Genomic DNA, 19,421 nt, shown 5'->3' with positions numbered 1-19,421 from the left:
GACTGATATGCCTTCGTCGTAGGCGCATCGTCGTGCCGCCTGATCCGGGGAAGGCTTTCGCTATGAAACTCGCGTTGATCGCCGCGGCGGTGTCGCTATTGGCCGTCGTATCGGCCGCGTCGGCGCAGGAGATGCGGATCAGGATGCAGGACAAGCTGCCGATCGTCTACGTCTACCACCAGCCGTTCCCCTACGTGCTGGCGGCCGGCATCTAGGGCTTCGAGCCGATCCCGACCGGGCTGATCAGCCTTCGCGGGGTGACGCGTGCCGAATAGCGCGGGTCGGCGTGGCCGGAGGGTCTGCCCCTCCGGCCTCTACGCGAGAAGCGACTTCGCCAGCATCATGTGGATGCCCTTGCAGCCGTTGACGGTCTGCGTGACGCGCAGGTCGCCGGCGAGTGAGCAGAGCGTGTAGGCATCGTGGCGCGACAGGCCGCGCGTTTCGACGATGAGGTCCAGCATGTCGCGCAGCGCCATCTCGGCGCAGACGTCGAGGCTCGGATCCATGCCCATCGTGATGAAGTGCGTCGGCGTCTCGGCGCGCGGATAAGTGAAGGCGAGATCGTCGCGCACCACCAGCTCGAACGTGCCGCGAAGGGCCGTCTCGATCGCCGTCACGCAGACTTCGCCGTCGCCCTGCGCGCCGTGGCCGTCGCCGCAGGAGAAAAGGGCGCCTTCGTTGAAGACGGGGAGATAGAGCGTCGTGCCGGCGACGAGCTCCTTGTTGTCGATGTTGCCGGCATGGGCGCGCGGCTGGATCGAGGAGATGCTCCCCCAGTGCGGAGGCGGGGCGACGCCCATCACCCCGAAGAAGGGCGAGAGCGGCAGCTTCAGGCCCCAGGGCATCTGCGCCGTCATCGCCTCGCGGTCGAGCGGGATGTTGAGGATGCGCTTTTCGGTGAAGTCGTAGGGCAGGGTGCCGGAGAGCGGCCGGATCGCGTTGAAGCCCCAGTCCTGCGCGAGCTCGACCGCGCGGATGCGGACTTCCAGAACGCTGCCCGCACGCGCGCCGCGCACCGCGACGGGACCCGTCAGGATGTGGCCCGGCATCTCCATGCGCCCGTCGCGATGGATCGCACGCAGCGCCTCGGGAACGATGAAATCGCCCTCAGGGACGACTTCGGGGCTTCCGGACACGGTGTCGATGACGACCGTTTCGCCGCTGTCGATCGTCAGGACCGGCTCACGCGCCGGGTCGAAGAAGCCCCAGGCGCAATTGGCGACGGAGGCGGGCAGGTGATGGGCGGTCATGCGGCGTCCCTTCGATCGGTTCTCGGCCCTCAGGAGGCTTGCGGTGAAACGAGCATCGCGGCGCCGTCGGCCTCTTCCATGTCGATCACTGCGCGCTCGCCCTCCATGCGCGCGCGTCCGTCGAGGACGAGCCGCAGCGCATGCGGATAGAGGTGGTGTTCGGCGCCGAGCAGGCGCGTCGCGAGGTTCTGCGCGTTGTCGCCGGGGCGTACGGGGATCACGGCCTGCGCGATGATCGGCCCCTCGTCCATTTCCTCGGTCACGAAGTGCACCGTGCAGCCGTGGACGCGCATCCCGGCGTCGAGCGCGCGCTGGTGCGTGTCGAGACCTGGAAAGAGCGGTAGCAGCGAGGGGTGGATGTTGATCATCCGGCCCTTGAAGCGCTGCACGAAGGCGGGCGTCAGAAGCCGCATGTAGCCGGCAAGGCACACGATCTCGCAGCCCGCCGCCTCGATCGCCTCGGCCACGGCCTCCTCGTGCTCGGCGCGCGAGGCGTAGGCCTTCTGGTCGATCGCGACGGCCTCGATGCCCTCCTCGCGTGCCGCCTCCAGCCCGCCGGCATCCGGCTTGTTGGAGAGGACGAGGGCGATCGTTCCCGGAAAGCCCGGAGCCTTCGCCGCTTCCACCAGCGCACCCATGTTGGAGCCGCGCCCGGAGATCATCACCGCGACGCGCTTGGCAGGGCGGCTCATGCGAGGCGAAGCTCGCCGTCGTAGGTCACGGCATCCCCGCCCTCGCGTGGCAGGATGCGGCCGAGCGGCACGACGCTCTCGCCCGCGCCCTGCAGGATCGCGGAGATTTCCGCCGCCTCGGCTTCGCCGACGACGACGATCATGCCGACGCCGCAGTTGAAGGTTCGCAGCATTTCGTTCGTCGCGACGCCGCCCTCGCGCGCCAGCCATCCGAAGACGGGCGGCACGGGGATCGCCGAGAGGTCGATCTCCGCGCGCAGATGCTCGGGCAGGACGCGCGGGATGTTCTCCGGGAAGCCGCCGCCGGTGATATGCGCCAGCGCCTTGACGCCCTCGCCGGCGCGGATCGCCTCCAGAAGCGGCTTCACATAGATGCGTGTCGGCTCGAGCAGCGCCTCGGCGAGCGTCTTCGAAGCGTCGAAGGGCGCGGGTGCGTCGTAGGCAGTGCCGCTCGCCTCGACGATGCGCCGCACCAGCGAATAGCCGTTGGAATGACAGCCGGAGGAGGCGAGGCCGAGGATGACGTCGCCCGAGGCGAGTTCGGCGGAGGGCAGAAGCCGGCCGCGCTCGGCCGCGCCCACCGCGAAGCCCGCGAGATCGTAGTCCTTCTCGGCGTAGAGGCCCGGCATTTCGGCCGTCTCGCCGCCGATGAGCGCGCAGCCCGCCAGAAGACAGCCTTCCGCGATGCCGGAGACGATGGCCGTGCCTTGCGCGACGTCGAGCTTGCCGGTGGCGAAATAGTCCAGGAAGAACAGCGGCTCGGCGCCCTGCACGACGAGGTCGTTGACGCACATGGCGACCAAGTCGATGCCGATCGTCTCATGCCGGCCTGCGTCGATCGCGATCTTCAGCTTGGTGCCGACACCGTCGTTCGCGGCCACCAGCACCGGATCGGTGAAGCCGGCGGCCTTCAGGTCGAACAGCCCGCCGAAACCGCCGATTTCGCCGTCCGCGCCCGCGCGGCGCGTCGAGCGCACCAGCGGCTTGATCCGCTGCACCAGCTCGTTGCCGGCGTCGATGTCGACGCCCGCCTGCGCGTAGGTCAGCCCGTTCTTCGTCTCGCCCGTCATTCTCGCCTCGCTCCTGAAGCCTTGCGCCCGGTTGCACCAGAAGCAGCCGGGAGGCAAGAGCGGGGATAGCGGGGGCAGGCGGCCGGCGCGCTTGACCCGCTGCCTTACACGACTCTATCTCCAGTGGCGGACCGGAGCGGAGTGCGCGGGACATGGTCATGGATCGAAGCCGGCTTTTGCGGCGTCAGGCGCTCTTCTGGGGGCTGGGCGCGCTCGTCCTGTGCGTCTTCCTCTGGGTGTTTCGCGGAATTCTCTTGCCCTTCGTGCTGGGCATGGCGATGGCCTACTTCCTCGACCCCATCGCGGACTGGTTCGAGCGGCGTGGTTTCTCGCGGCTCGCGGCCTCCATCGTGATCCTTGTCTCGTTCATCTTCCTCTTCGTCACGGTCATCCTCGTGGTCGTGCCGGTCATCGGCTCGCAGATCGCGGCCTTCGTGGAGCGCCTGCCGCAATATCTCCAGCGCCTGCAGGAACTGGCGATCGAGGCGCGCGCCGGGCCGCTCTCATGGCTGTTCGAGGATTCGGAGCAGTCGCTGACGCAGGATTTCTCAGCCATCGCGCGTGAGGCGTCGAGCTACGTCACCACCTTCGCCGCACAGGTCTGGAGCTCGAGCCTCGCGGTCGTGAACTTCATGGCGCTGTTCGTCGTCACGCCCGTCGTCGCCTTCTATCTGCTTCTGGACTGGGACCGGATGATCGAGAAGATCGACGGCTGGATCCCGCGTCAGCACGTCCAAACGGTGCGCCGGCTGGCGCGAGAGGTCGACCGCTCCGTCGCCGGCTTCATCCGCGGGCAGAGCACGGTCTGCCTGATCCTCGGCACCTACTACGCCGTCGGCCTGTCGCTCGTCGGGCTCAATTTCGGCCTTCTCATCGGCTTCTTCGCGGGAATGATCTCGTTCATTCCCTATGTCGGCTCGGCCGTCGGCCTCATCATCGCGCTCGGCGTCGCTCTGGTGCAGTTCTCGCCGGACTGGATCTGGATCGTCGCGACGCTCGCCGTCTTCTTCTCCGGCCAGTTCTTCGAGGGCAACATCCTCCAGCCCAAGCTTGTCGGCGCCTCCGTCGGCCTGCACCCGGTCTGGCTGATGTTCGCGCTCTTCGCGGCCGGCGCGATCTTCGGCTTCGTCGGCCTTCTGATCGCGGTGCCGGCGGCGGCGGCTATCGGCGTGCTCGTCCGCTTCGCGCTCAACAAGTACCTCGAGAGCGAGATGTATTTCGGCCGCACGGTCGAGGCCGGGCCAGCGCCTGCGCAGATCGAGGGCGTCGAGCTCTCCTCGGCGCTGCGTGCCACCTTCGAGCCGGGCGAGAAGGGCACGGATTGACCGCCGCCCGCACCCGGCAGCTTCCGCTCGATTGGCCGCATCGCCCGTCGATGGCGCGCGAGGACATCGTGGTGGGCGATTCCAACCGCCTGGCCGTCGCGGCGCTCGACGCCTGGCCGAACTGGCCGCACCCGGTCCTCTACGTCCACGGCCCGGCGGGCTCGGGCAAGTCGCATCTGGGCGCGGCGTGGCGCGCGATCTCGGGCGCTGCGCGCTTTTCGCCCGGCGATGCGTTGCCGGCCGAGCGCCCCTTTGCCGTCCTCCTCGACGATCTCGACCGCGCCGGCCATTCGGAGGCGGAAATCTTCGCGCTTCTCAACGCCGCGCGGCTCGGCGGCGGCACGGTCCTCGTCACCGCGCGCCGCGCGCCCGGCGAACTCAAGCTTGCGACGCCGGATCTCGCCTCGCGCCTACGCGCCGCCACCACCTTCACACTCGGCCAGCCCGACGAGGCGCTTTTGTCCGGCGTCCTCGCCAAGCTCTTCGCCGATCGCCAGATCGAGCTCGACGTGAAGCTCCTCGAACTGATGACCAGGCGCATGGAGCGCTCGCTGGATGCCGCGCGCGCGCTCGCCGAGGCGCTCGACCGCGAAACGCTGGCGACGAAGCGCCGCCCCACGCGCCAACTCGTCCTCGACCTTCTCGCCCGCATGGACGACAATGCCGGCGCGTTGTCGTGAATCCGACGAGGGAACGGGCTATGGCCTGACCTCGCATCAGGCCCAGCATTCGAGAGCAGCAGTCAGCCCATGAGCCAATCCTCGCAGACCCCGCCCAGCCAGCCTGCTCGCAAGCCACGCGCCGCGGCGCCGCGGCGCCCACGCGCCAAGACGGTGGCCGCCAGCGCCATGCAGGAGTCGGGCGCGACGGTGGCGGGGGACGGTGAGACGCCTGAGTCGAAGGCGAAGCGGACTGCCGGAACGAAGACGGCAACCGCGAAGCGGGGCCGCGAGCCCGCCTCGCCAAGGATCGCCGCCGAGGCACAGACCGAGCCGCCTCCCGTCGCCCCCGTTCCCGCTGGGCCCGAGCTCGCGGAGATCATAGACGACGGTCGCCCGGAAAGCGTTGCCGAGGCGATCGCCGGTCCCGCGGGCGACGCCGACGAGCTTCCGGACCGCTCGCCGATGCAGGCGGTCGGCGCCGTTCCGGCGAGCGAGGCCGCCGCGCAGGCCGCCCCGGGGGAACTGCCGGCCGACCGCTTCGTGAACCGCGAAATCTCCTGGCTCCAGTTTAACCGGCGCGTTCTGGAGGAGGCGGGCAACCGCAACCATCCGCTCCTGGAGCGTCTGCGCTTCCTGTCGATCTCGGCAGGCAATCTCGACGAGTTCTTCATGGTCCGCGTCGCGGGCCTCGCCGGGCAGGTGCGCGAGGAGATTCCGGTGCGCTCGGTCGACGGGCTGATGCCGCAGGAACAGCTCGAGCGCGTCCTGAAGGAAGTCGGCGTCCTCCAGGAGGAGCAGCAGGCCGCGCTCGCCGGTCTCGTGCGCGAACTTAAGGCCGAGAAGATCGTCATCGTGGCGGCGGGGGACCTGAAGAAGGACGACCGCGCGTGGCTCCAGCGCCATTTCGACGAGGCGATCTTCCCCGTTCTCACGCCGCTCTCGATCGATCCGGCGCACCCGTTCCCGTTCATCCCGAACCTCGGCTTCTCGATGGCGCTGGCGCTGGTGCGCGAGGCCGACAGCCACAAGATGAACGCGCTCCTGCGCCTGCCCGTGGCGCTCTCGCGCTTTGTGGAGCTTCCGCCGACGGCCGACGGCCAGTATCGCTACGTGCCCCTGGAAAGCGTCGTGGCGCTGTTCATCGGCCGGCTCTTCCCAGGCTACCGCGTGCGCGGGCAGGGCACCTTCCGCATCATCCGCGATTCGGACATCGAGGTGGAGGAGGAGGCCGAGGATCTCGTGCGCCTCTTCGAAACGGCGCTCAAGCGTCGCCGCCGCGGCTCGGTGATCCGCATCGAATACGATTCGGTCATGCCGGAATCGCTCCGCAACTTCGTCTCGACGGAACTCGGCGTCTCGGAGAGCCGCGTCTCGGTGATGGACGGGATGCTGGCGCTCGATTCGGTCTCGCAGATCGTGAAGGCCCCGCGCGACGATCTGAAGTTCGAGCCCTATATCCCGCGCTTCCCCGAGCGCATCCGCGAGCACAACGGTGACTGTTTCGCCGCGATCCGCGAGAAGGATATCGTCGTCCACCACCCCTATGAGAGCTTCGACGTGGTGGTGCAGTTCCTGCGCCAGGCCGCGCGCGACCCGGACGTCGTGGCCATCAAGCAAACGCTCTACCGCACCTCGAACGACTCGCCGATCGTGCGAGCACTGGTGGACGCGGCCGAATCGGGCAAGTCCGTCACCGCACTGGTGGAACTGAAGGCCCGCTTCGACGAGGAGGCCAACATCAAGTGGGCGCGCGATCTGGAGCGCGCGGGCGTGCAGGTGGTCTTCGGCTTCATCGAGAAGAAGACCCACTCCAAGCTGAGCCTGGTGGTGCGCCGGGAGGAGGGCAAGATCGTCTCCTTCGTGCATGTGGGCACAGGCAACTACCACCCGATCACCGCGAAGATCTACACGGACCTTTCCTACTTCACGGCCGACAAGGACATCGCCAACGACGTCAGCCAGATCTTCAACTACATCACCGGCTATGCCGAGCCGACGGACCTTCGCAAGCTCTCGATCTCGCCGCTGACGCTGCGCAAGCGCATCCTTCAGAACATCGAGGAGGAAATCGAGCACGTGCGCGCCGGCCGGCCCGGCCAGATCTGGATGAAGATGAACTCGCTGGTGGACGCGACGATCATCGACGCGCTCTACAGGGCAAGCCAGGCGGGGGTGGAGATCGACCTCATCGTGCGCGGCATATGCTGCCTGCGCCCGCGCGTGCCCAGCCTGTCGGAGAACATCCGCGTCAAGTCGATCGTCGGCCGCTTCCTGGAGCACAGCCGCATCTTCTGCTTCGGCGCGGGGCAGGGGCTCCCCTCCGAGAACGCGATCGTCTACATGAGCTCGGCGGATCTGATGCCGCGCAATCTCGACCGGCGCGTGGAGACGATGATCCCGATCACCACGCCCACCGTCCACAGCCAGGTGCTGTCGCAGATCATGCTCGCCAACATCCTCGACAATCAGCAGAGCTGGTCGGTTCTGGCCGACGGCACGTCGCGCCGCATCGAGCCTTCGGGATCGGAGCCCTCGTTCAATGCGCAGCGCTACTTCATGACCAACCCGAGCCTTTCGGGCCGGGGAAAGGCCCTCAAGACCAATGCTCCGAGACTCATTGCACGACAACGCGCAGAGCATGCCAAGTTCGACTGACGCGAAGGCTTACGGCCTCGGTCGCCTGCCGGGCCACCAGCCCGTCGCGGTGGTCGACATCGGCTCGAACTCGGTGCGCCTCGTCGTGTACGAGCGCAACAGCCGCGCGCCCGCAGTCCTCTTCAACGAAAAGGTGCTGTCCGGGCTCGGCAAGGGCATCGCTCAGACGGGGCGGCTGAACGACGAGGCGGTGGCGAGCGCGGTGGGCGCGCTCGGCCGCTTCCGGGCGCTCTGCCGGCACATGGGCGTCAGCAAGATCCATCCGATCGCCACCGCCGCCGCGCGCGAGGCCGAGAACGGGCCGGAGTTCATCGAGGCCGCCGAGGCCGCCATCGGCTGCGAGATCGTGATCCTCTCCGGTCAGGACGAGGCGCGGTATGCGGCGGAGGGCGTCATCGCGGGCTTTCATGAACCGGACGGGATCGCGGGTGACCTCGGCGGCGGCAGCCTGGAACTCGTCACCATCGACAAGGGGGCGATCGGTGAGGGGGTGACGATGCCGCTCGGCGGGCTGCGTCTGCAGGATATGGCCGGCGGCAACCTGTCGAAGGCCCGGTCGATCGCGGACAAGCATCTGGCTGCATTGCCGTTTGCCGCAGCCGGCAAGGGTCGGCCCTTCTTTGCGGTCGGCGGCACCTGGCGAAATCTCGCCAAGCTGCACATCGAGCAGAGCGGCTATCCGCTGCACGTCATGCACGGCTATGCGATGCGCCCGGCCGACATCGCGGGCTTCCTCAAGGACGTCGCGGCGGGCGACCCGGAGAAGCTGGCGGGCATCCGCTCCGTGGCGCGCTCCCGCCGGCCGCTCCTCGCCTACGGCGCGGTCGCGCTCCAGAGCGTCATCGCCCGGCTCGACCCGTCCGTCGTCATCCTTTCGGCGACGGGCGTGCGCGAGGGCTATCTTCACGCGCTGCTGCCGGACGCCGAGCGAGAGCGAGACCCGCTGATCGAGGCGGCCGAGGAGCTTTCGCTCCTGCGTTCGCGCTCGCCTTTGCACCAGCGCGAACTGGTGGACTGGGCGTCTCACACCTTCGCCGCCTTCGGCATCGAAGAGAGCACCGAAGAGCGCCGCCTTCGCGAGGCTGCCTGCCTCATCGCCGACGTGTCCTGGCGCGCCCATCCGGACTATCGCGGACGCCAGAGCCTGCAACTCGTCGTTCATTCCAACCTGCCGGCGGTGGATCATCCCGGTCGCACCTTCCTCGGGCTCACCAATTACTTCCGCTACGAGGGCACCTTCGACCAGGACCAGATGCCGGCACTCGAGCGGCTGATCGAGCCGCGTCTTCTGGAGCGCGCGCGTATCCTCGCCTCGCTCTTTCGCGTCGCCTATCTTCTGACGGGCGGCATGCCGGGCATACTCCCTGCGCTTCGATGGGAGCCGGACGGGAAGGGGCTAGCGCTGGTCTTCCCGCCTGAACTCGCCGACATCGTGGGCGAACGCCCGCTCGTGCGCCTCGGCCATTTCGCCAAGGCGACGGGGCGCGAACTGCGTGCGATCACGCGCTAGCAAACAGCGCCCGCGATGATGGCGCGAGGGCGGCAGCGGCCTCCTCCTCGCTGCCCGCCAGCGCCGCGCCGACCGCGTGCCACTCCTCGCCGTTGTGGACGCCGCAATGGATATAGGTCCGCGCGATCAGCGTGGCGGCGTCCGTGAGCGTCTGTGGCCCGTGCCAGCGCCTCGCGCAGGACCCGCGACCTTCTGGAGGCGGAGACCTATCTTTCGCGGCTGGAGAAGATCGGCGGCCGCCTCGTCGAACTCGGCGCCTGAGGCCACACAGCCTACGCCGGGCCTGCCCCGGCGGAGGCGCATGCAGGGAAAGATTCGTGGCCGAAACGCTGAAACGGCGATACCGCGCCTATCTCGATTGCCTGAACCGGCAGGCGTGGGACGAACTCGATCGTCATGTCTCGACCGATGTTCACCACAATGGTCAGCCGCTCGGCGTCGATGGCTATCGCGACATGCTCCTCGCCGATTTCGAGGCGATCCCGGACCTGCGCTTCGAGGCCGAGCGGATTGTCTGCGATCCGCCGCATGTTGCCGCGCGCCTTCTCTTCCGCTGCACACCGAGGGGCGAGTTCCTCGGCCTTCCCGTCAACGGGCGGACGGTCTCTTTCGGCGAGAACGCCTTCTACGAGTTCGCGGACGGTCGGATTTCGGCTGTCTGGTCCGTCATCGACAAGGCGGCGATCGAGGCGCAGCTCTGAGGCAGAGGAGCGCCGGAGCCGCCTCAGTCCAGCGGGACGATAACGACCTTGCGGTCGCGGAAGGCAAGGGCGGCGCGCCCGGCCAGAAGCTCCAGCGCCCGCTCGCCGAAGAGTTCGCGGCGCCAGCCCTCCATCGCGGGCACCTTGGCCTCGGCGCCGTGTGTCGCGATCTTCTCCAGATCGTCGCCGGTGGCGATGAGGCGGGCGGCGACGCCGCGCTCCTCCGTCACGATCTTGAGGAGGACGCGCAGGAACTCCACTGCAGCGGCCGTTCCCTCCGGCAGTTGCGGCGGGCGCGGGATGCGAGGCAGCTCGGCCTTGGGAATGGCGAGGGCGCGGGCGGTGGCGGCGAGAATCGCCTTGCCGGCGGCGGAGCGCTCGAAGCCGCGCGGGATGGTGCGCAGGCGCGACAGCGCCTCCTCGTCCCTGGGCTGCTGCTGGGCGATCTCGAAGATCGCGTCGTCCTTGAGGATCCGACCGCGCGGCTGGTCGCGCTCGCGCGCCTCACGCTCGCGCCAGGCCGCGACCTCCTTCAGGACGGCGAGCTCGATCGGCTTGCGCACGCGCAGCTTCAGCCGGGTCCACGCATCGTCCGGGTGCAGATCGTAGGTCTCGGGCGCGGTGAGGATCGCCATCTCGCTTTCCACCCATTCCGTGCGGCCGTCCTTGTCGAGCTGTGCGATGAGCGCGCGATAGACGTCGCGCAGATGGGTGACGTCGGCGAGCGCGTATTCAAGCTGGCTGTCCGAAAGCGGACGTCGGCGCCAGTCGGTGAAGCGGCTGGTCTTGTCGATGCGCCCGTCCGTCGTGCGCGCGACGAGCTGGTCGTAGGCGATCGATTCGCCGAAGCCGCAGACCATCGCGGCGACCTGCGTGTCGAAGAGCGGCTCGGGGATGAGGTTGCCGAGCTTGTAGATGATCTCGACGTCCTGACGAGCGGCGTGGAACACCTTCACGACGCTCGTGTCGGCCATCAGCGCGAAGAAGGGCGCAAGGTCGAGCCCCTCCACCAGCGGATCGACGAGAACGGCGAGGTCGTCGCTCGCCATCTGGACGAGGCAGAGTTGCGGCCAGAAGGTCGTCTCGCGGATGAACTCGGTGTCGACGGTCACGAAGTCCGCGCGGGCGAGCGTTTCGCAGGCTTCAGCGAGCGCGGCCGTGGTCGTGATGAGGTTCATGCGCATCCGTCTTCTGAGGGGCCTTTGGAGCGGCCGGCGGCGTGATGAACCGTCTTAGAACGCTTTGCCCGCGCGATCAAAGCCACGAGGCAAGGCAGTGGCGCCCCGGCCGGAATCTTGACATCGCGGGGGTGGCATGCGCTTGTCCCGCGCGATCCGAAGGGGCCCGCCGGCGGCCCTTTCGCGCGCCCATCAAGAGACCCGGGAAGACGATTTGACCATGCACCGTTATCGCAGCCACACCTGCGCGGATCTTCGCAGCGAAGACGTCGGCTCGAACGTGCGCCTCTCGGGCTGGGTGCACCGCGTGCGCGACCACGGCGGCCTGCTCTTCATCGACCTGCGCGACCATTACGGCCTGACGCAGATCGTCGTCGATCCCGACTCGCCGGCCTTCAAGGTGGCCGAGACGGTGCGCGGCGAGTGGGTGATCCGCGTCGACGGGCAGGTGAAGCAGCGTGCGCCCGAGACAGTTAACGCCAAGATGCCGACCGGCGAGATCGAACTCTACGCGAGCGAGATCGAGGTGCTGGGACCGGCCAAGGAACTGCCGCTGCCGGTCTTCGGCGAGCCTGAGTATCCCGAGGACGTGCGCCTCAAGTACCGCTTCCTCGACCTGCGCCGCGAGACGCTGCACCGGAACATCATGCGCCGCAGCCAGGTGGTGGCGGCCATGCGCCGGCGCATGAACGAGATCGGCTTCAACGAATTCCAGACGCCGATCCTGACGGCCTCCTCGCCGGAGGGCGCGCGCGACTTCCTCGTGCCCTCGCGTCTTCACCAGGGCATGTTCTACGCGCTGCCGCAGGCCCCGCAGCAGTACAAGCAGCTCCTGATGATGTCGGGCTTCGACCGCTACTTCCAGATCGCGCCCTGCTTCCGCGACGAGGACCCGCGCGCCGACCGCTTCTACGGTGAATTCTACCAGCTCGACCTCGAGATGAGCTTCGTCGAGCAGGAGGACGTGTTCCAGACGATGGAACCGGTGATCCGCGGCATCTTCGAGGAGTTCGCCGAGGGCAAGCCCGTCTCGCAGGCCTTCCGGCGCATTCCCTACGCCGACGCCATCCGAACCTACGGTTCCGACAAGCCGGATCTGCGCAACCCGATCGAGATGCAGGCCGTGACGGAGCATTTCGCGGGATCGGGCTTCAAGGTCTTCGCAAACATGATCGCGAACGATCCGGCGGTCGAGGTCTGGGCGATCCCGGGCAAGACGGGTGGCAGCCGCGCGTTCTGTGACCGGATGAACTCCTGGGCGCAAGGGGAAGGGCAGCCGGGCCTCGGCTACATCTTCTGGCGCGAGGAGAACGGCGAGGTCGGCGGCGCCGGTCCTCTCGCCAAGAACATCGGCGAGGAGCGCACGGCGGCGATCGCCGGGCAACTCGGCCTCGAGGCGGGCGACGCCTGCTTCTTCGTGGCTGGCAAGCCGGACAAGTTCTACCCGTTCGCCGGGCTTGCGCGCACCCGCGTCGGCGAGGAACTCAATCTGGTCGACCGTGACCGCTTCGAGCTCGCCTGGATCGTCGACTTCCCGTTCTACGAATGGGACGAGGACAACAAGAAGGTCGACTTCGCCCACAACCCGTTCTCCATGCCGCAGGGAGGCATGGCGGCGCTGGAGAGCGAGGAACCGCTCAAGATCAAGGCGTTCCAGTACGACATCGTCTGCAACGGCTTCGAGATCGCGTCGGGCGGCATCCGCAACCAGCTTCCCGAGACGATGGTCAAGGCCTTCGAGATCGCCGGCTACTCGCGCGCCGACGTCGAGGAGCGCTTCGGAGGCCTCTACCGTGCTTTCCAGTACGGCGCGCCGCCGCATGGCGGCATGGCGGCGGGCGTCGACCGCATCGTCATGCTCCTGTGCGGGGCCAAGAACCTGCGGGAGATTGCGCTGTTCCCGATGAACCAGCAGGCGCACGACCTCCTGATGGGCGCGCCGGCCGAAGCGACCCCGGCGCAGATGCGCGAGCTCGGCCTTCGCGCGATCCCGCCGGCTCCCAAGGCCTGACGGAACCCGGAAGACGCTGTGAAAGGGCTCGCTCACGCGGGCCCTTTTCGATTCGCGATCAGGATGTTGGATGACGTAACGGAATCTGATCCGCAGCCGCTTCGCGCGGGGCTTCAGCGTCTTGATTCTTCGTCTCAGCGGTGAACGGAAAATGCCCTGCCGCCTCCCACGGTCCGCCGAGATAACGCCAGAGCAGTAAGCCGGTCGCGCTGGCGTCGAACGGCGTGAAGGACGCGGTGAGCGCGTCGAACAGCGCGCGCGACTCACTGGCATCCACCTTGTTCTGGATCGTCACGTGCGGGCGAAAACCGTGCCGATCCTGCGGCGTGAGCCAGTCCTGCCAGCCGTCCGCCAACGTCCGGCGCAGCGCGTCGAGTTCGCGCGAGGGCATTTCGATCGCGACGCCACGGCCGAGAAAGCGCAGGCCCATGCGCTGCGGATCGAAGGCGAAGGGTGTCGTCCGGCGGACCAGCGCGCCGAGCGTTCTTACCACCTCGGCTGCGCTCTCGCCGGGCAGCTTGTGGAACAGCGTCAGATGCGCGGGGATGAGATTGCGCGCCGGCGGGAAATGCCGCCGGCGCAGCGCTTGGAGGCGATCGAACGCAGCAGCATCGAGCGCGACGGTCACGATGAGGGGCGGCGCCTCGTCCATGAGAAAGGCGCCGCCTCGCGGTCGTCAGTCGTTCGAGGTCACCGTCATCGAGAGGATCGCCGGCAGCGTCTGCGGGGCGCCCGTCGCCGCGCCGATGATCTGCGTCACCGGCACCGGCTGGGACGGAGCGATCTGTGCGGTGATCGACTGCGGATCGCGCAGGTAGTTGCTGACCGCCTCCGTCACCTCTTCCTGGAACTGCGGGTTGTTCAGGTAACCGAGGGCGACCGGCAGCATGCCGAGAAGCTGGTCGATCACTTGCTCGCGGGTCTGCCCGTTCTCCTCGGCCTGACGGTCGAGCAAGCGGTTGGTGATGGACTGGTCCTCCACGCGCAGCTCGGCCGAGACGAGGTTCAGCTGCGACATCAGGCCGAGCATGGCCATTCCGCTGGCGCCCTGCGCATCTGGGTTGGCCGCCATCTGCTGCTGGATCGCCGAAAGCTGCTCGATAAAGGACGGCGTGTAGCCGGTGACGTTGTAGGCGAAGGTGAGGTTGGCGACGTCCTCCAGGTTGACCTGCAGCGGCGTCAGCGCGAGTTCGCCCGTCTCCGTGTTCCACAGGCCTTCGGCCGACAGATCGCCGGTGATCTCCTCGTAGCCCATCTGCGTGGCCGGCGAGGGCGCCTGCCCCTCGGGGGCGGGAGCAGGCGTGGCGGTGAAGGACGCGACCTCGAGATCGAAGGCGAAGGCGCTGCCATCGACCTCGTTCGAGACGTTCATGTCGTTGAGGACGAAGGCCTGGTGACCGTCGCTCTCGATGGCGAGCGAGCCCATCACGAGGCGCTCGAACCAGACCGGTATCGCGCCGTTCGGCGTCTGCACGGCGGCGCCGGCCTCGGGCGCAGCGGCACCCTCGGGCGCGATCGTCACGTTCTCGGCGACGAGCCCGCCGACCGACGTCGTCGTGCCCTCGGCCTCGATCGAGAAGTCGTCGACCGTGTTACGCTCGACGGTCCAGCCTTCGGCATTGGAGCCCGAAACGTTCTCGAAGCGCGAGGTGCCGATGGGGATGACGTTGTCGCCCTCGCCGATGGACACGCCCTCCATGACGATGTTCTGGCCCTCCACGTTCACCGAATCGTAGGTGAAAGGCGTGCCGCTCTCCGCCATCAGGCTCTGGAGGCGGGTCGCGAAAGCGTCGCCGTCGATCTCCTGCGCGCCGGCGGCGCCGGTCAGGCAAAGGGCGGCGGCGGTCGCCAGGAGGCTGTTGCGTAGGGTGAACTGCATGCGGTCCTCTTTCATATTTTCTGTGAGGTCGTTGGGCCGCAAGCGGCTCCCTGGCGGCGCAGGTAGGGCCTTGCTTGCGGGCGGCAAGTTGAGCGGTCGGTGCGAAAGCTGTGGGGCAGCTTTGTTCCGCTCTTGTTCCGGGCGCCGTCATGCGCTAGCGCCAAGGCATGGGCAAGACGGTGGAACCCCCGGTCGGTGGCGGCGAGATCGAACCGATCGACCTGAAGGCGGCGCTTGAAGAGCGCTACCTCGCCTATGCCTTGTCCACGATCATGGGCCGTGCGCTGCCGGACGTGCGGGACGGGTTGAAACCCGTTCATCGCCGCATAGTCCATGCCATGCGCGTGCTGCGCCTCGATCCCGGACAGGGCTACAAGAAATGCGCGCGTATCGTCGGTGACGTGATGGGCAAGTTCCATCCGCACGGCGATGCATCGATCTACGACGCGCTGGTGCGCCTCGCGCAGGATTTCGCCATCCGCTACCCGCTGGTGGACGGGCAGGGCAATTTCGGCAATGTCGACGGCGATGCCGCGGCCGCCATGCGCTACACCGAGGCGCGCATGACCGAGGTCGCGACGCTGCTTCTGCGCGGCATCGACGAGAACGCCGTCGACTTCAAGCCGACCTACAACGAGGAGGACGAGGAGCCCGTCGTCCTGCCGGGCGCCTTCCCCAACCTTCTGGCCAACGGCGCCTCGGGCATCGCCGTCGGCATGGCGACCTCGATCCCGCCGCACAACGCGGCCGAGATCTGCGACGCGGCGCTGAAGCTCATCGAGAAGCCGGATGCCGACATCGACGCGCTGATGCGGCTCGTCGAAGGGCCGGACCTTCCCACCGGCGGCATCATCATCGATACGCGCGCGTCCATCCGCGAGGCCTACTCGACGGGGCGCGGCTCGTTCCGCGTTCGCGCGCGATGGGAGCGTGAGGAGGCCGGGCGCGGCGGCTATGTCTGCGTCGTCACCGAAATCCCGTATCAGGTGCAGAAGTCGAAGCTGATCGAGAAGATCGCCGAGCTTCTGAACGCGCGCAAGCTGCCGCTCCTGGCCGATGTCCGGGACGAATCGGCCGAGGACGTCCGCATCGTGTTCGAGCCGAAGGCGCGCACGGTGGACCCGGCGCTGCTGATGGAATCCCTGTTCCGCCTGACGGAGCTGGAAAGCCGTGTCTCGCTGAACATGAACGTCCTGTCCGGCGGCAAGGTGCCGAAGGTCATGTCGCTCAAGGAGGTGCTGGTCGAATGGCTCGGCCACCGCCGCGAGGTGCTGCAGCGGCGCACCGCCTTCCGGCTCGCGGCCATCGAGCGGCGGCTGGAGGTTCTGGCCGGCTACATCGTCGCCTTCCTCAACCTCGACGAGGTGATCCGGATCATCCGTGAGGAGGACGAGCCGAAGGTCGAGCTGATGGCCGCCTTCGAGCTCACCGACGTGCAGGCCGAAGCCGTCCTGAACCTGCGCCTGCGTTCGTTGCGCAAGCTGGAGGAGATGGAGCTGAAGCGCGAGCACGCCGCGCTCACCGACGAAAGGGCGCAGAAGGAGGCGCTTCTCGGCTCCGATACGCTCCAGTGGCAGGCCGTGGCGGGCGAGATCCGCGAGGTCCGCGAGGCCTTCTCCAAGAAGACGAAGCTCGGCCGCCGCCGCACCACCTTCGCCGATGCGCCGAGCCATGATCTCGGCGACATCGCGGGCGCCCTCATCGAGAAGGAGCCGATCACCGTCGTCCTGTCGCAGAAGGGGTTTCTGCGCGCCCTTCGCGGCCATCTGACCGATTACTCGGCGCTGTCCTTCCGCGACGGCGACGCGCTGAAATTCGCCTTCCCGGCGCTGACCACCGACAAGCTGGTGCTCCTCTCCACCAACGGACGCGCATTCACGCTGGGCGCCGACAAGCTGCCCGGCGGGCGCGGGCAGGGGGATCCGCTGCGCCTCGCCATCGAGCTGGAGGACGATCAGGACATCGTCGCCGGCTTCGTCGTCGACCCGACGGCCAAGCGTCTCGTCGTCTCCTCGGACGGCAACGGCTTCGTGGTCGGCGAGGGCGAGCTTCTGTCCGGCATGCGCAAAGGCAAGCAGGTGCTGAACGTCGCGCCGCCCGCGCGCCTCGCGCTCGCCGTGCGCGTTGCCGGCGATCACGCCGCCGTCGTCGGCGAGAACCGCAAGATGCTCGTCCTCCCGATGATGCAGGTCCCGGAGATGACGCGCGGCAAGGGCGTGCGCCTGCAGCGCTACAAGGACGGCGGCATCCTCGACATCCGCATCTTCCCGCGCGAGGAAGGCCTTGCCTGGACCGATCCGGCCGGTCGGGTCTTCCAGCGCTCCTTCGAGGATCTCCTCGAGTGGCGCGGGGATCGAGCCCAGGCCGGCCGTCTCGTGCCGAAAGGCTTCCCAAAAAGCGGCAAGTTCTCCGGCTGAACGGGATTCCGCGCCGGGCGATGCCGGGCGCACATGCCCGGCTGTTTCTCTCGGTTCCGCCATCACGGCCTCCGCCGATGCGTTTCGGCTCGATCAGTCGTCCTTGCGCCTTTCGCGCAGCATCTGCTGGCTGTTGCGGGCGATCTCGGAGCTGAGATAGGCCTGCTCGAGTGCCGACTGCTGCTGCTGGTCGCGCCGCTGCTGCTGCTGGAGCATGCACTGCGTGTGCGCCGGCGAGCCGTATTGCGCGCCCATCCCGGCACACTGGCGCTGGTCCTCGTTCAGATTGACCAGCCGCTGTTCCTCGGCCGACATGCAGCCGGCGAGCGCGGCGGCGATGAAAAGAACAGCGCCGGCGCGCGCGATGCGGATATTGAGGATCGTCATCGTGGAAGTCTCTTTAATCGTCAGTTGAAGAAAGACGAGATCACGTGTCTGCGGAGCACGCGTTTTCGCGATGCGCAGGAACGCGCCGCCAGCCCACCGGGCCTCGCCGATCAGCAAAGCGCATCGCGCTCCAGACGAGGAGAAGGATCAACGGCTCGCACTCCGGGTAACGTCCATCTCGGACAGCGTATAAGAGGCGAACGCTCCGCCGCTTTCCCATGCGCATCTTCGCTGCGCCGATCGAGCTCGTCGACAGGACGTTCGATCAGGTTATGGGAGCGGCGAATTACATGAAAGTTACGTGGGAGAACGGCTAGCGAAATCGGAGACGTCAGCCGCGCAGAGCGCACCCACGCGGCTTGATGGGACCATCGTCAACCGCCGTACCTGCCGGCTTTCCGCCGCCTGCAAAGCCTCCCAACTGAGGAAGTCCGCTGGGTCGAGGATCGACTGATGGCGCATCGGTCGCGTGATGCGGCTTTCGTCGCGCGCGCTGCCCGCCGCCGTCGTTCTCGGCGCCTCCCGGCGCCTCCCGGCGCCTCCGGCGCACCTGCCGCGCCGGCTTTTACGCGGGTATTGCCCTGTCGGTCTTCTACATGCTCTCGGCGGCGGTCGTGACGCCGGTCATGTGGCTCGACCCGCTCGGTTGGTGAAGACCTTCCTCGCCATCGTCCTGATGATGGTGGGGCTCGCCATCATCAGGACGATGGCGGCGATTCTGGCTCAAGATGCGTTCTCGTAGCCTTCGATGACCTGATCGAGCAGGCGCATCAGGCCGGTGTAGCCGTGCATGGTGACGTAGGCGGCGGCCGGATCGAGATAGATTATCTGGCCCTTCTGCCAGAAACTCGTCTCGTGGATCAGCTCGTTGTCGAGCGTCGCTTCGGCCGAGCCCTCGTTGCCGACGCCGGCATCGCGGTCCACCACGAACAGCCAGTCCGGGTTGCGCTCCAGGACGTATTCGAAGGAGGCCGCGTCGCCGCCGTCGCGCCGGTCGTCGACATTCTCCACCACCGGCGGGATGTCCAGCGCGTCGTAGAGCCAGGCGACGCGCGAGCGCGGGCCGTAGATGCCGAGGCGCCCGCCATTGGTGACGACGACGAGCCCCGTGCCCTTGCCCTCAGCGGCCGCGCGCGCCTCCTCGATACGCGCGTCCAGAGCGGCGGAGAGTTCGGCCGCCTTGTCCTCCACGGCGAAGATCTCGCCGTATCTGGCGAGGTTGGCCTTCACACCGGCGACGATGTCGGTGTTGTCGACCGACATGTCGAGCGTCGGCGCGACGGACGCAAGCGTCGGATAGGAGCGCCGTGAGCGCGCGGCGACGATCACGAGATCGGGCGCAGCGGCCGCGATGCCCTCCACGTCCGGCTCCTGCAGCGAGCCGACGCGCGGCATGTCCTCTGGAAGAAAGGACGCGAGGTAGGGCGGCGTCGCGGAGGCCGGCACGCCCGCGACCGGAACGCCGAGCGCCTGGAGATTGTCGAAAGCGGCCCAGTCGGTGACGATCACGGTCTGCGGCGTCGTGTCGAGAACCAGTTCTCCCTGCGCGTGCTCGACCGTGGTCTGCGCCATGGCGGGCAAAGCGAGGGCCGCACCGGCCAGGGCGGTTGCGAGAAAGGCGGCGCGCATGCGGCTCTTCAGCATGATCGGTCTCCCGGAAAGCGTCTTGGAATGAGCCCCCGCC

The 19,421-nt window shown here is 67.8% G+C and carries 16 protein-coding genes; 8 read left to right on the top strand and 8 right to left on the bottom strand.

The window, feature by feature from the left end:
* Window positions 1-62 precede the first annotated feature (62 nt).
* Window positions 63-215, top strand: coding sequence for a hypothetical protein (locus tag H1343_RS12635; protein ID WP_185983235.1), 153 nt, complete (start codon window positions 63-65; stop codon window positions 213-215).
* Window positions 216-314: 99 nt separating this feature from the next.
* Here H1343_RS12635 and H1343_RS12630 read toward each other — a convergent pair whose 3' ends face one another.
* The 3 genes from H1343_RS12630 to purM are packed head-to-tail and all read right to left on the bottom strand — an operon-like array spanning window position 315 to window position 3,012.
* Window positions 315-1,250: an acetamidase/formamidase family protein gene (locus tag H1343_RS12630; RefSeq protein WP_185983234.1), complete on the bottom strand. Its 936-nt coding sequence runs from the start codon at window positions 1,248-1,250 to the stop codon at window positions 315-317.
* 29 nt (window positions 1,251-1,279) lie between these two features.
* The gene (purN, locus tag H1343_RS12625) at window positions 1,280-1,942 is read right to left on the bottom strand and encodes a phosphoribosylglycinamide formyltransferase (protein ID WP_185983233.1); all 663 of its coding nucleotides are present in this window, start codon (window positions 1,940-1,942) and stop codon (window positions 1,280-1,282) included.
* Window positions 1,939-3,012: a phosphoribosylformylglycinamidine cyclo-ligase gene (gene purM / locus H1343_RS12620; protein WP_185983232.1), complete on the bottom strand. Its 1,074-nt coding sequence runs from the start codon at window positions 3,010-3,012 to the stop codon at window positions 1,939-1,941. Before purM ends, purN begins: the two co-directional genes overlap by 4 nt.
* A gap of 152 nt (window positions 3,013-3,164) precedes the next feature.
* Between purM and H1343_RS12615 the strand changes: the two genes are divergently transcribed.
* The 5 genes from H1343_RS12615 (at window position 3,165) to H1343_RS12595 (ending at window position 9,865) form a co-directional block, all read left to right on the top strand.
* On the top strand, window positions 3,165-4,337 hold the full coding sequence (locus tag H1343_RS12615) for an AI-2E family transporter (RefSeq protein WP_185983231.1): 1,173 nt from the start codon (window positions 3,165-3,167) through the stop codon (window positions 4,335-4,337).
* A complete protein-coding gene (locus H1343_RS12610; protein WP_246333037.1) occupies window positions 4,334-5,017 on the top strand; it encodes a P-loop NTPase family protein in 684 nt (227 codons plus the stop codon). Before H1343_RS12615 ends, H1343_RS12610 begins: the two co-directional genes overlap by 4 nt.
* 444 nt (window positions 5,018-5,461) lie before the next feature.
* The gene (locus H1343_RS12605; protein WP_185985643.1) at window positions 5,462-7,654 is read left to right on the top strand and encodes an RNA degradosome polyphosphate kinase; all 2,193 of its coding nucleotides are present in this window, start codon (window positions 5,462-5,464) and stop codon (window positions 7,652-7,654) included.
* A complete protein-coding gene (locus H1343_RS12600) occupies window positions 7,638-9,164 on the top strand; it encodes a Ppx/GppA phosphatase family protein (RefSeq protein WP_185983230.1) in 1,527 nt (508 codons plus the stop codon). Before H1343_RS12605 ends, H1343_RS12600 begins: the two co-directional genes overlap by 17 nt.
* 317 nt (window positions 9,165-9,481) lie before the next feature.
* Window positions 9,482-9,865: an ester cyclase gene (locus H1343_RS12595; protein ID WP_185983229.1), complete on the top strand. Its 384-nt coding sequence runs from the start codon at window positions 9,482-9,484 to the stop codon at window positions 9,863-9,865.
* 23 nt (window positions 9,866-9,888) lie between these two features.
* On the opposite strand, the gene rnd is transcribed toward H1343_RS12595, so the two are convergent.
* On the bottom strand, window positions 9,889-11,043 hold the full coding sequence (gene rnd / locus H1343_RS12590) for a ribonuclease D (protein ID WP_185983228.1): 1,155 nt from the start codon (window positions 11,041-11,043) through the stop codon (window positions 9,889-9,891).
* Between the two features lie 220 nt (window positions 11,044-11,263).
* On the opposite strand from rnd, the gene aspS reads away from it, so the two are divergent.
* Window positions 11,264-13,054, top strand: coding sequence for an aspartate--tRNA ligase (gene aspS / locus H1343_RS12585; RefSeq protein WP_185983227.1), 1,791 nt, complete (start codon window positions 11,264-11,266; stop codon window positions 13,052-13,054).
* A gap of 58 nt (window positions 13,055-13,112) precedes the next feature.
* On the opposite strand, the gene H1343_RS12580 is transcribed toward aspS, so the two are convergent.
* Window positions 13,113-13,706 carry a 2'-5' RNA ligase family protein gene (locus H1343_RS12580; RefSeq protein WP_185983226.1) on the bottom strand — a complete coding sequence of 198 codons (594 nt, stop codon included), beginning with the start codon at window positions 13,704-13,706 and terminating at the stop codon, window positions 13,113-13,115.
* Between the two features lie 24 nt (window positions 13,707-13,730).
* Complete coding sequence (locus tag H1343_RS12575; RefSeq protein WP_185983225.1) at window positions 13,731-14,933, bottom strand: hypothetical protein; 1,203 nt, start codon at window positions 14,931-14,933, stop codon at window positions 13,731-13,733.
* Between the two features lie 167 nt (window positions 14,934-15,100).
* Between H1343_RS12575 and parC the strand changes: the two genes are divergently transcribed.
* Complete coding sequence (gene parC / locus H1343_RS12570; RefSeq protein ID WP_185983224.1) at window positions 15,101-17,350, top strand: DNA topoisomerase IV subunit A; 2,250 nt, start codon at window positions 15,101-15,103, stop codon at window positions 17,348-17,350.
* Between the two features lie 93 nt (window positions 17,351-17,443).
* Here parC and H1343_RS12565 read toward each other — a convergent pair whose 3' ends face one another.
* Together H1343_RS12565 and H1343_RS12555 are read right to left on the bottom strand one after the other, a co-directional pair.
* A complete protein-coding gene (locus H1343_RS12565) occupies window positions 17,444-17,854 on the bottom strand; it encodes a hypothetical protein (protein ID WP_185983223.1) in 411 nt (136 codons plus the stop codon).
* Between the two features lie 606 nt (window positions 17,855-18,460).
* Window positions 18,461-19,381 (bottom strand): siderophore ABC transporter substrate-binding protein, encoded by a 921-nt coding sequence (locus H1343_RS12555; RefSeq protein WP_210270036.1) that lies wholly within the window; start codon window positions 19,379-19,381, stop codon window positions 18,461-18,463.
* Window positions 19,382-19,421 lie beyond the last annotated feature (40 nt).

Source organism: Aureimonas mangrovi (assembly GCF_014058705.1).
Classification (GTDB): Bacteria; Pseudomonadota; Alphaproteobacteria; order Rhizobiales; family Rhizobiaceae; genus Aureimonas; species Aureimonas mangrovi.
This window is presented reverse-complemented; position numbering and strand designations above follow the sequence as displayed.

What these genes read in the sequence shown, in the direction of transcription:
- aspS (WP_185983227.1), top strand. Translation starts at nt 11,264, where the DNA reads ATGCACCGTTATCGCAGCCACACCTGCGCGGATCTTCGCAGCGAAGAC.
- H1343_RS12580 (WP_185983226.1), bottom strand. Translation starts at nt 13,706, where the DNA reads ATGGACGAGGCGCCGCCCCTCATCGTGACCGTCGCGCTCGATGCTGCT.
- rnd (WP_185983228.1), bottom strand. Translation starts at nt 11,043, where the DNA reads ATGAACCTCATCACGACCACGGCCGCGCTCGCTGAAGCCTGCGAAACG.
- H1343_RS12635 (WP_185983235.1), top strand. Translation starts at nt 63, where the DNA reads ATGAAACTCGCGTTGATCGCCGCGGCGGTGTCGCTATTGGCCGTCGTA.
- H1343_RS12605 (WP_185985643.1), top strand. Translation starts at nt 5,462, where the DNA reads ATGCAGGCGGTCGGCGCCGTTCCGGCGAGCGAGGCCGCCGCGCAGGCC.
- H1343_RS12600 (WP_185983230.1), top strand. Translation starts at nt 7,638, where the DNA reads ATGCCAAGTTCGACTGACGCGAAGGCTTACGGCCTCGGTCGCCTGCCG.
- purN (WP_185983233.1), bottom strand. Translation starts at nt 1,942, where the DNA reads ATGAGCCGCCCTGCCAAGCGCGTCGCGGTGATGATCTCCGGGCGCGGC.
- H1343_RS12630 (WP_185983234.1), bottom strand. Translation starts at nt 1,250, where the DNA reads ATGACCGCCCATCACCTGCCCGCCTCCGTCGCCAATTGCGCCTGGGGC.
- parC (WP_185983224.1), top strand. Translation starts at nt 15,101, where the DNA reads ATGGGCAAGACGGTGGAACCCCCGGTCGGTGGCGGCGAGATCGAACCG.
- H1343_RS12615 (WP_185983231.1), top strand. Translation starts at nt 3,165, where the DNA reads ATGGTCATGGATCGAAGCCGGCTTTTGCGGCGTCAGGCGCTCTTCTGG.
- H1343_RS12555 (WP_210270036.1), bottom strand. Translation starts at nt 19,381, where the DNA reads ATGCTGAAGAGCCGCATGCGCGCCGCCTTTCTCGCAACCGCCCTGGCC.
- H1343_RS12575 (WP_185983225.1), bottom strand. Translation starts at nt 14,933, where the DNA reads ATGCAGTTCACCCTACGCAACAGCCTCCTGGCGACCGCCGCCGCCCTT.
- purM (WP_185983232.1), bottom strand. Translation starts at nt 3,012, where the DNA reads ATGACGGGCGAGACGAAGAACGGGCTGACCTACGCGCAGGCGGGCGTC.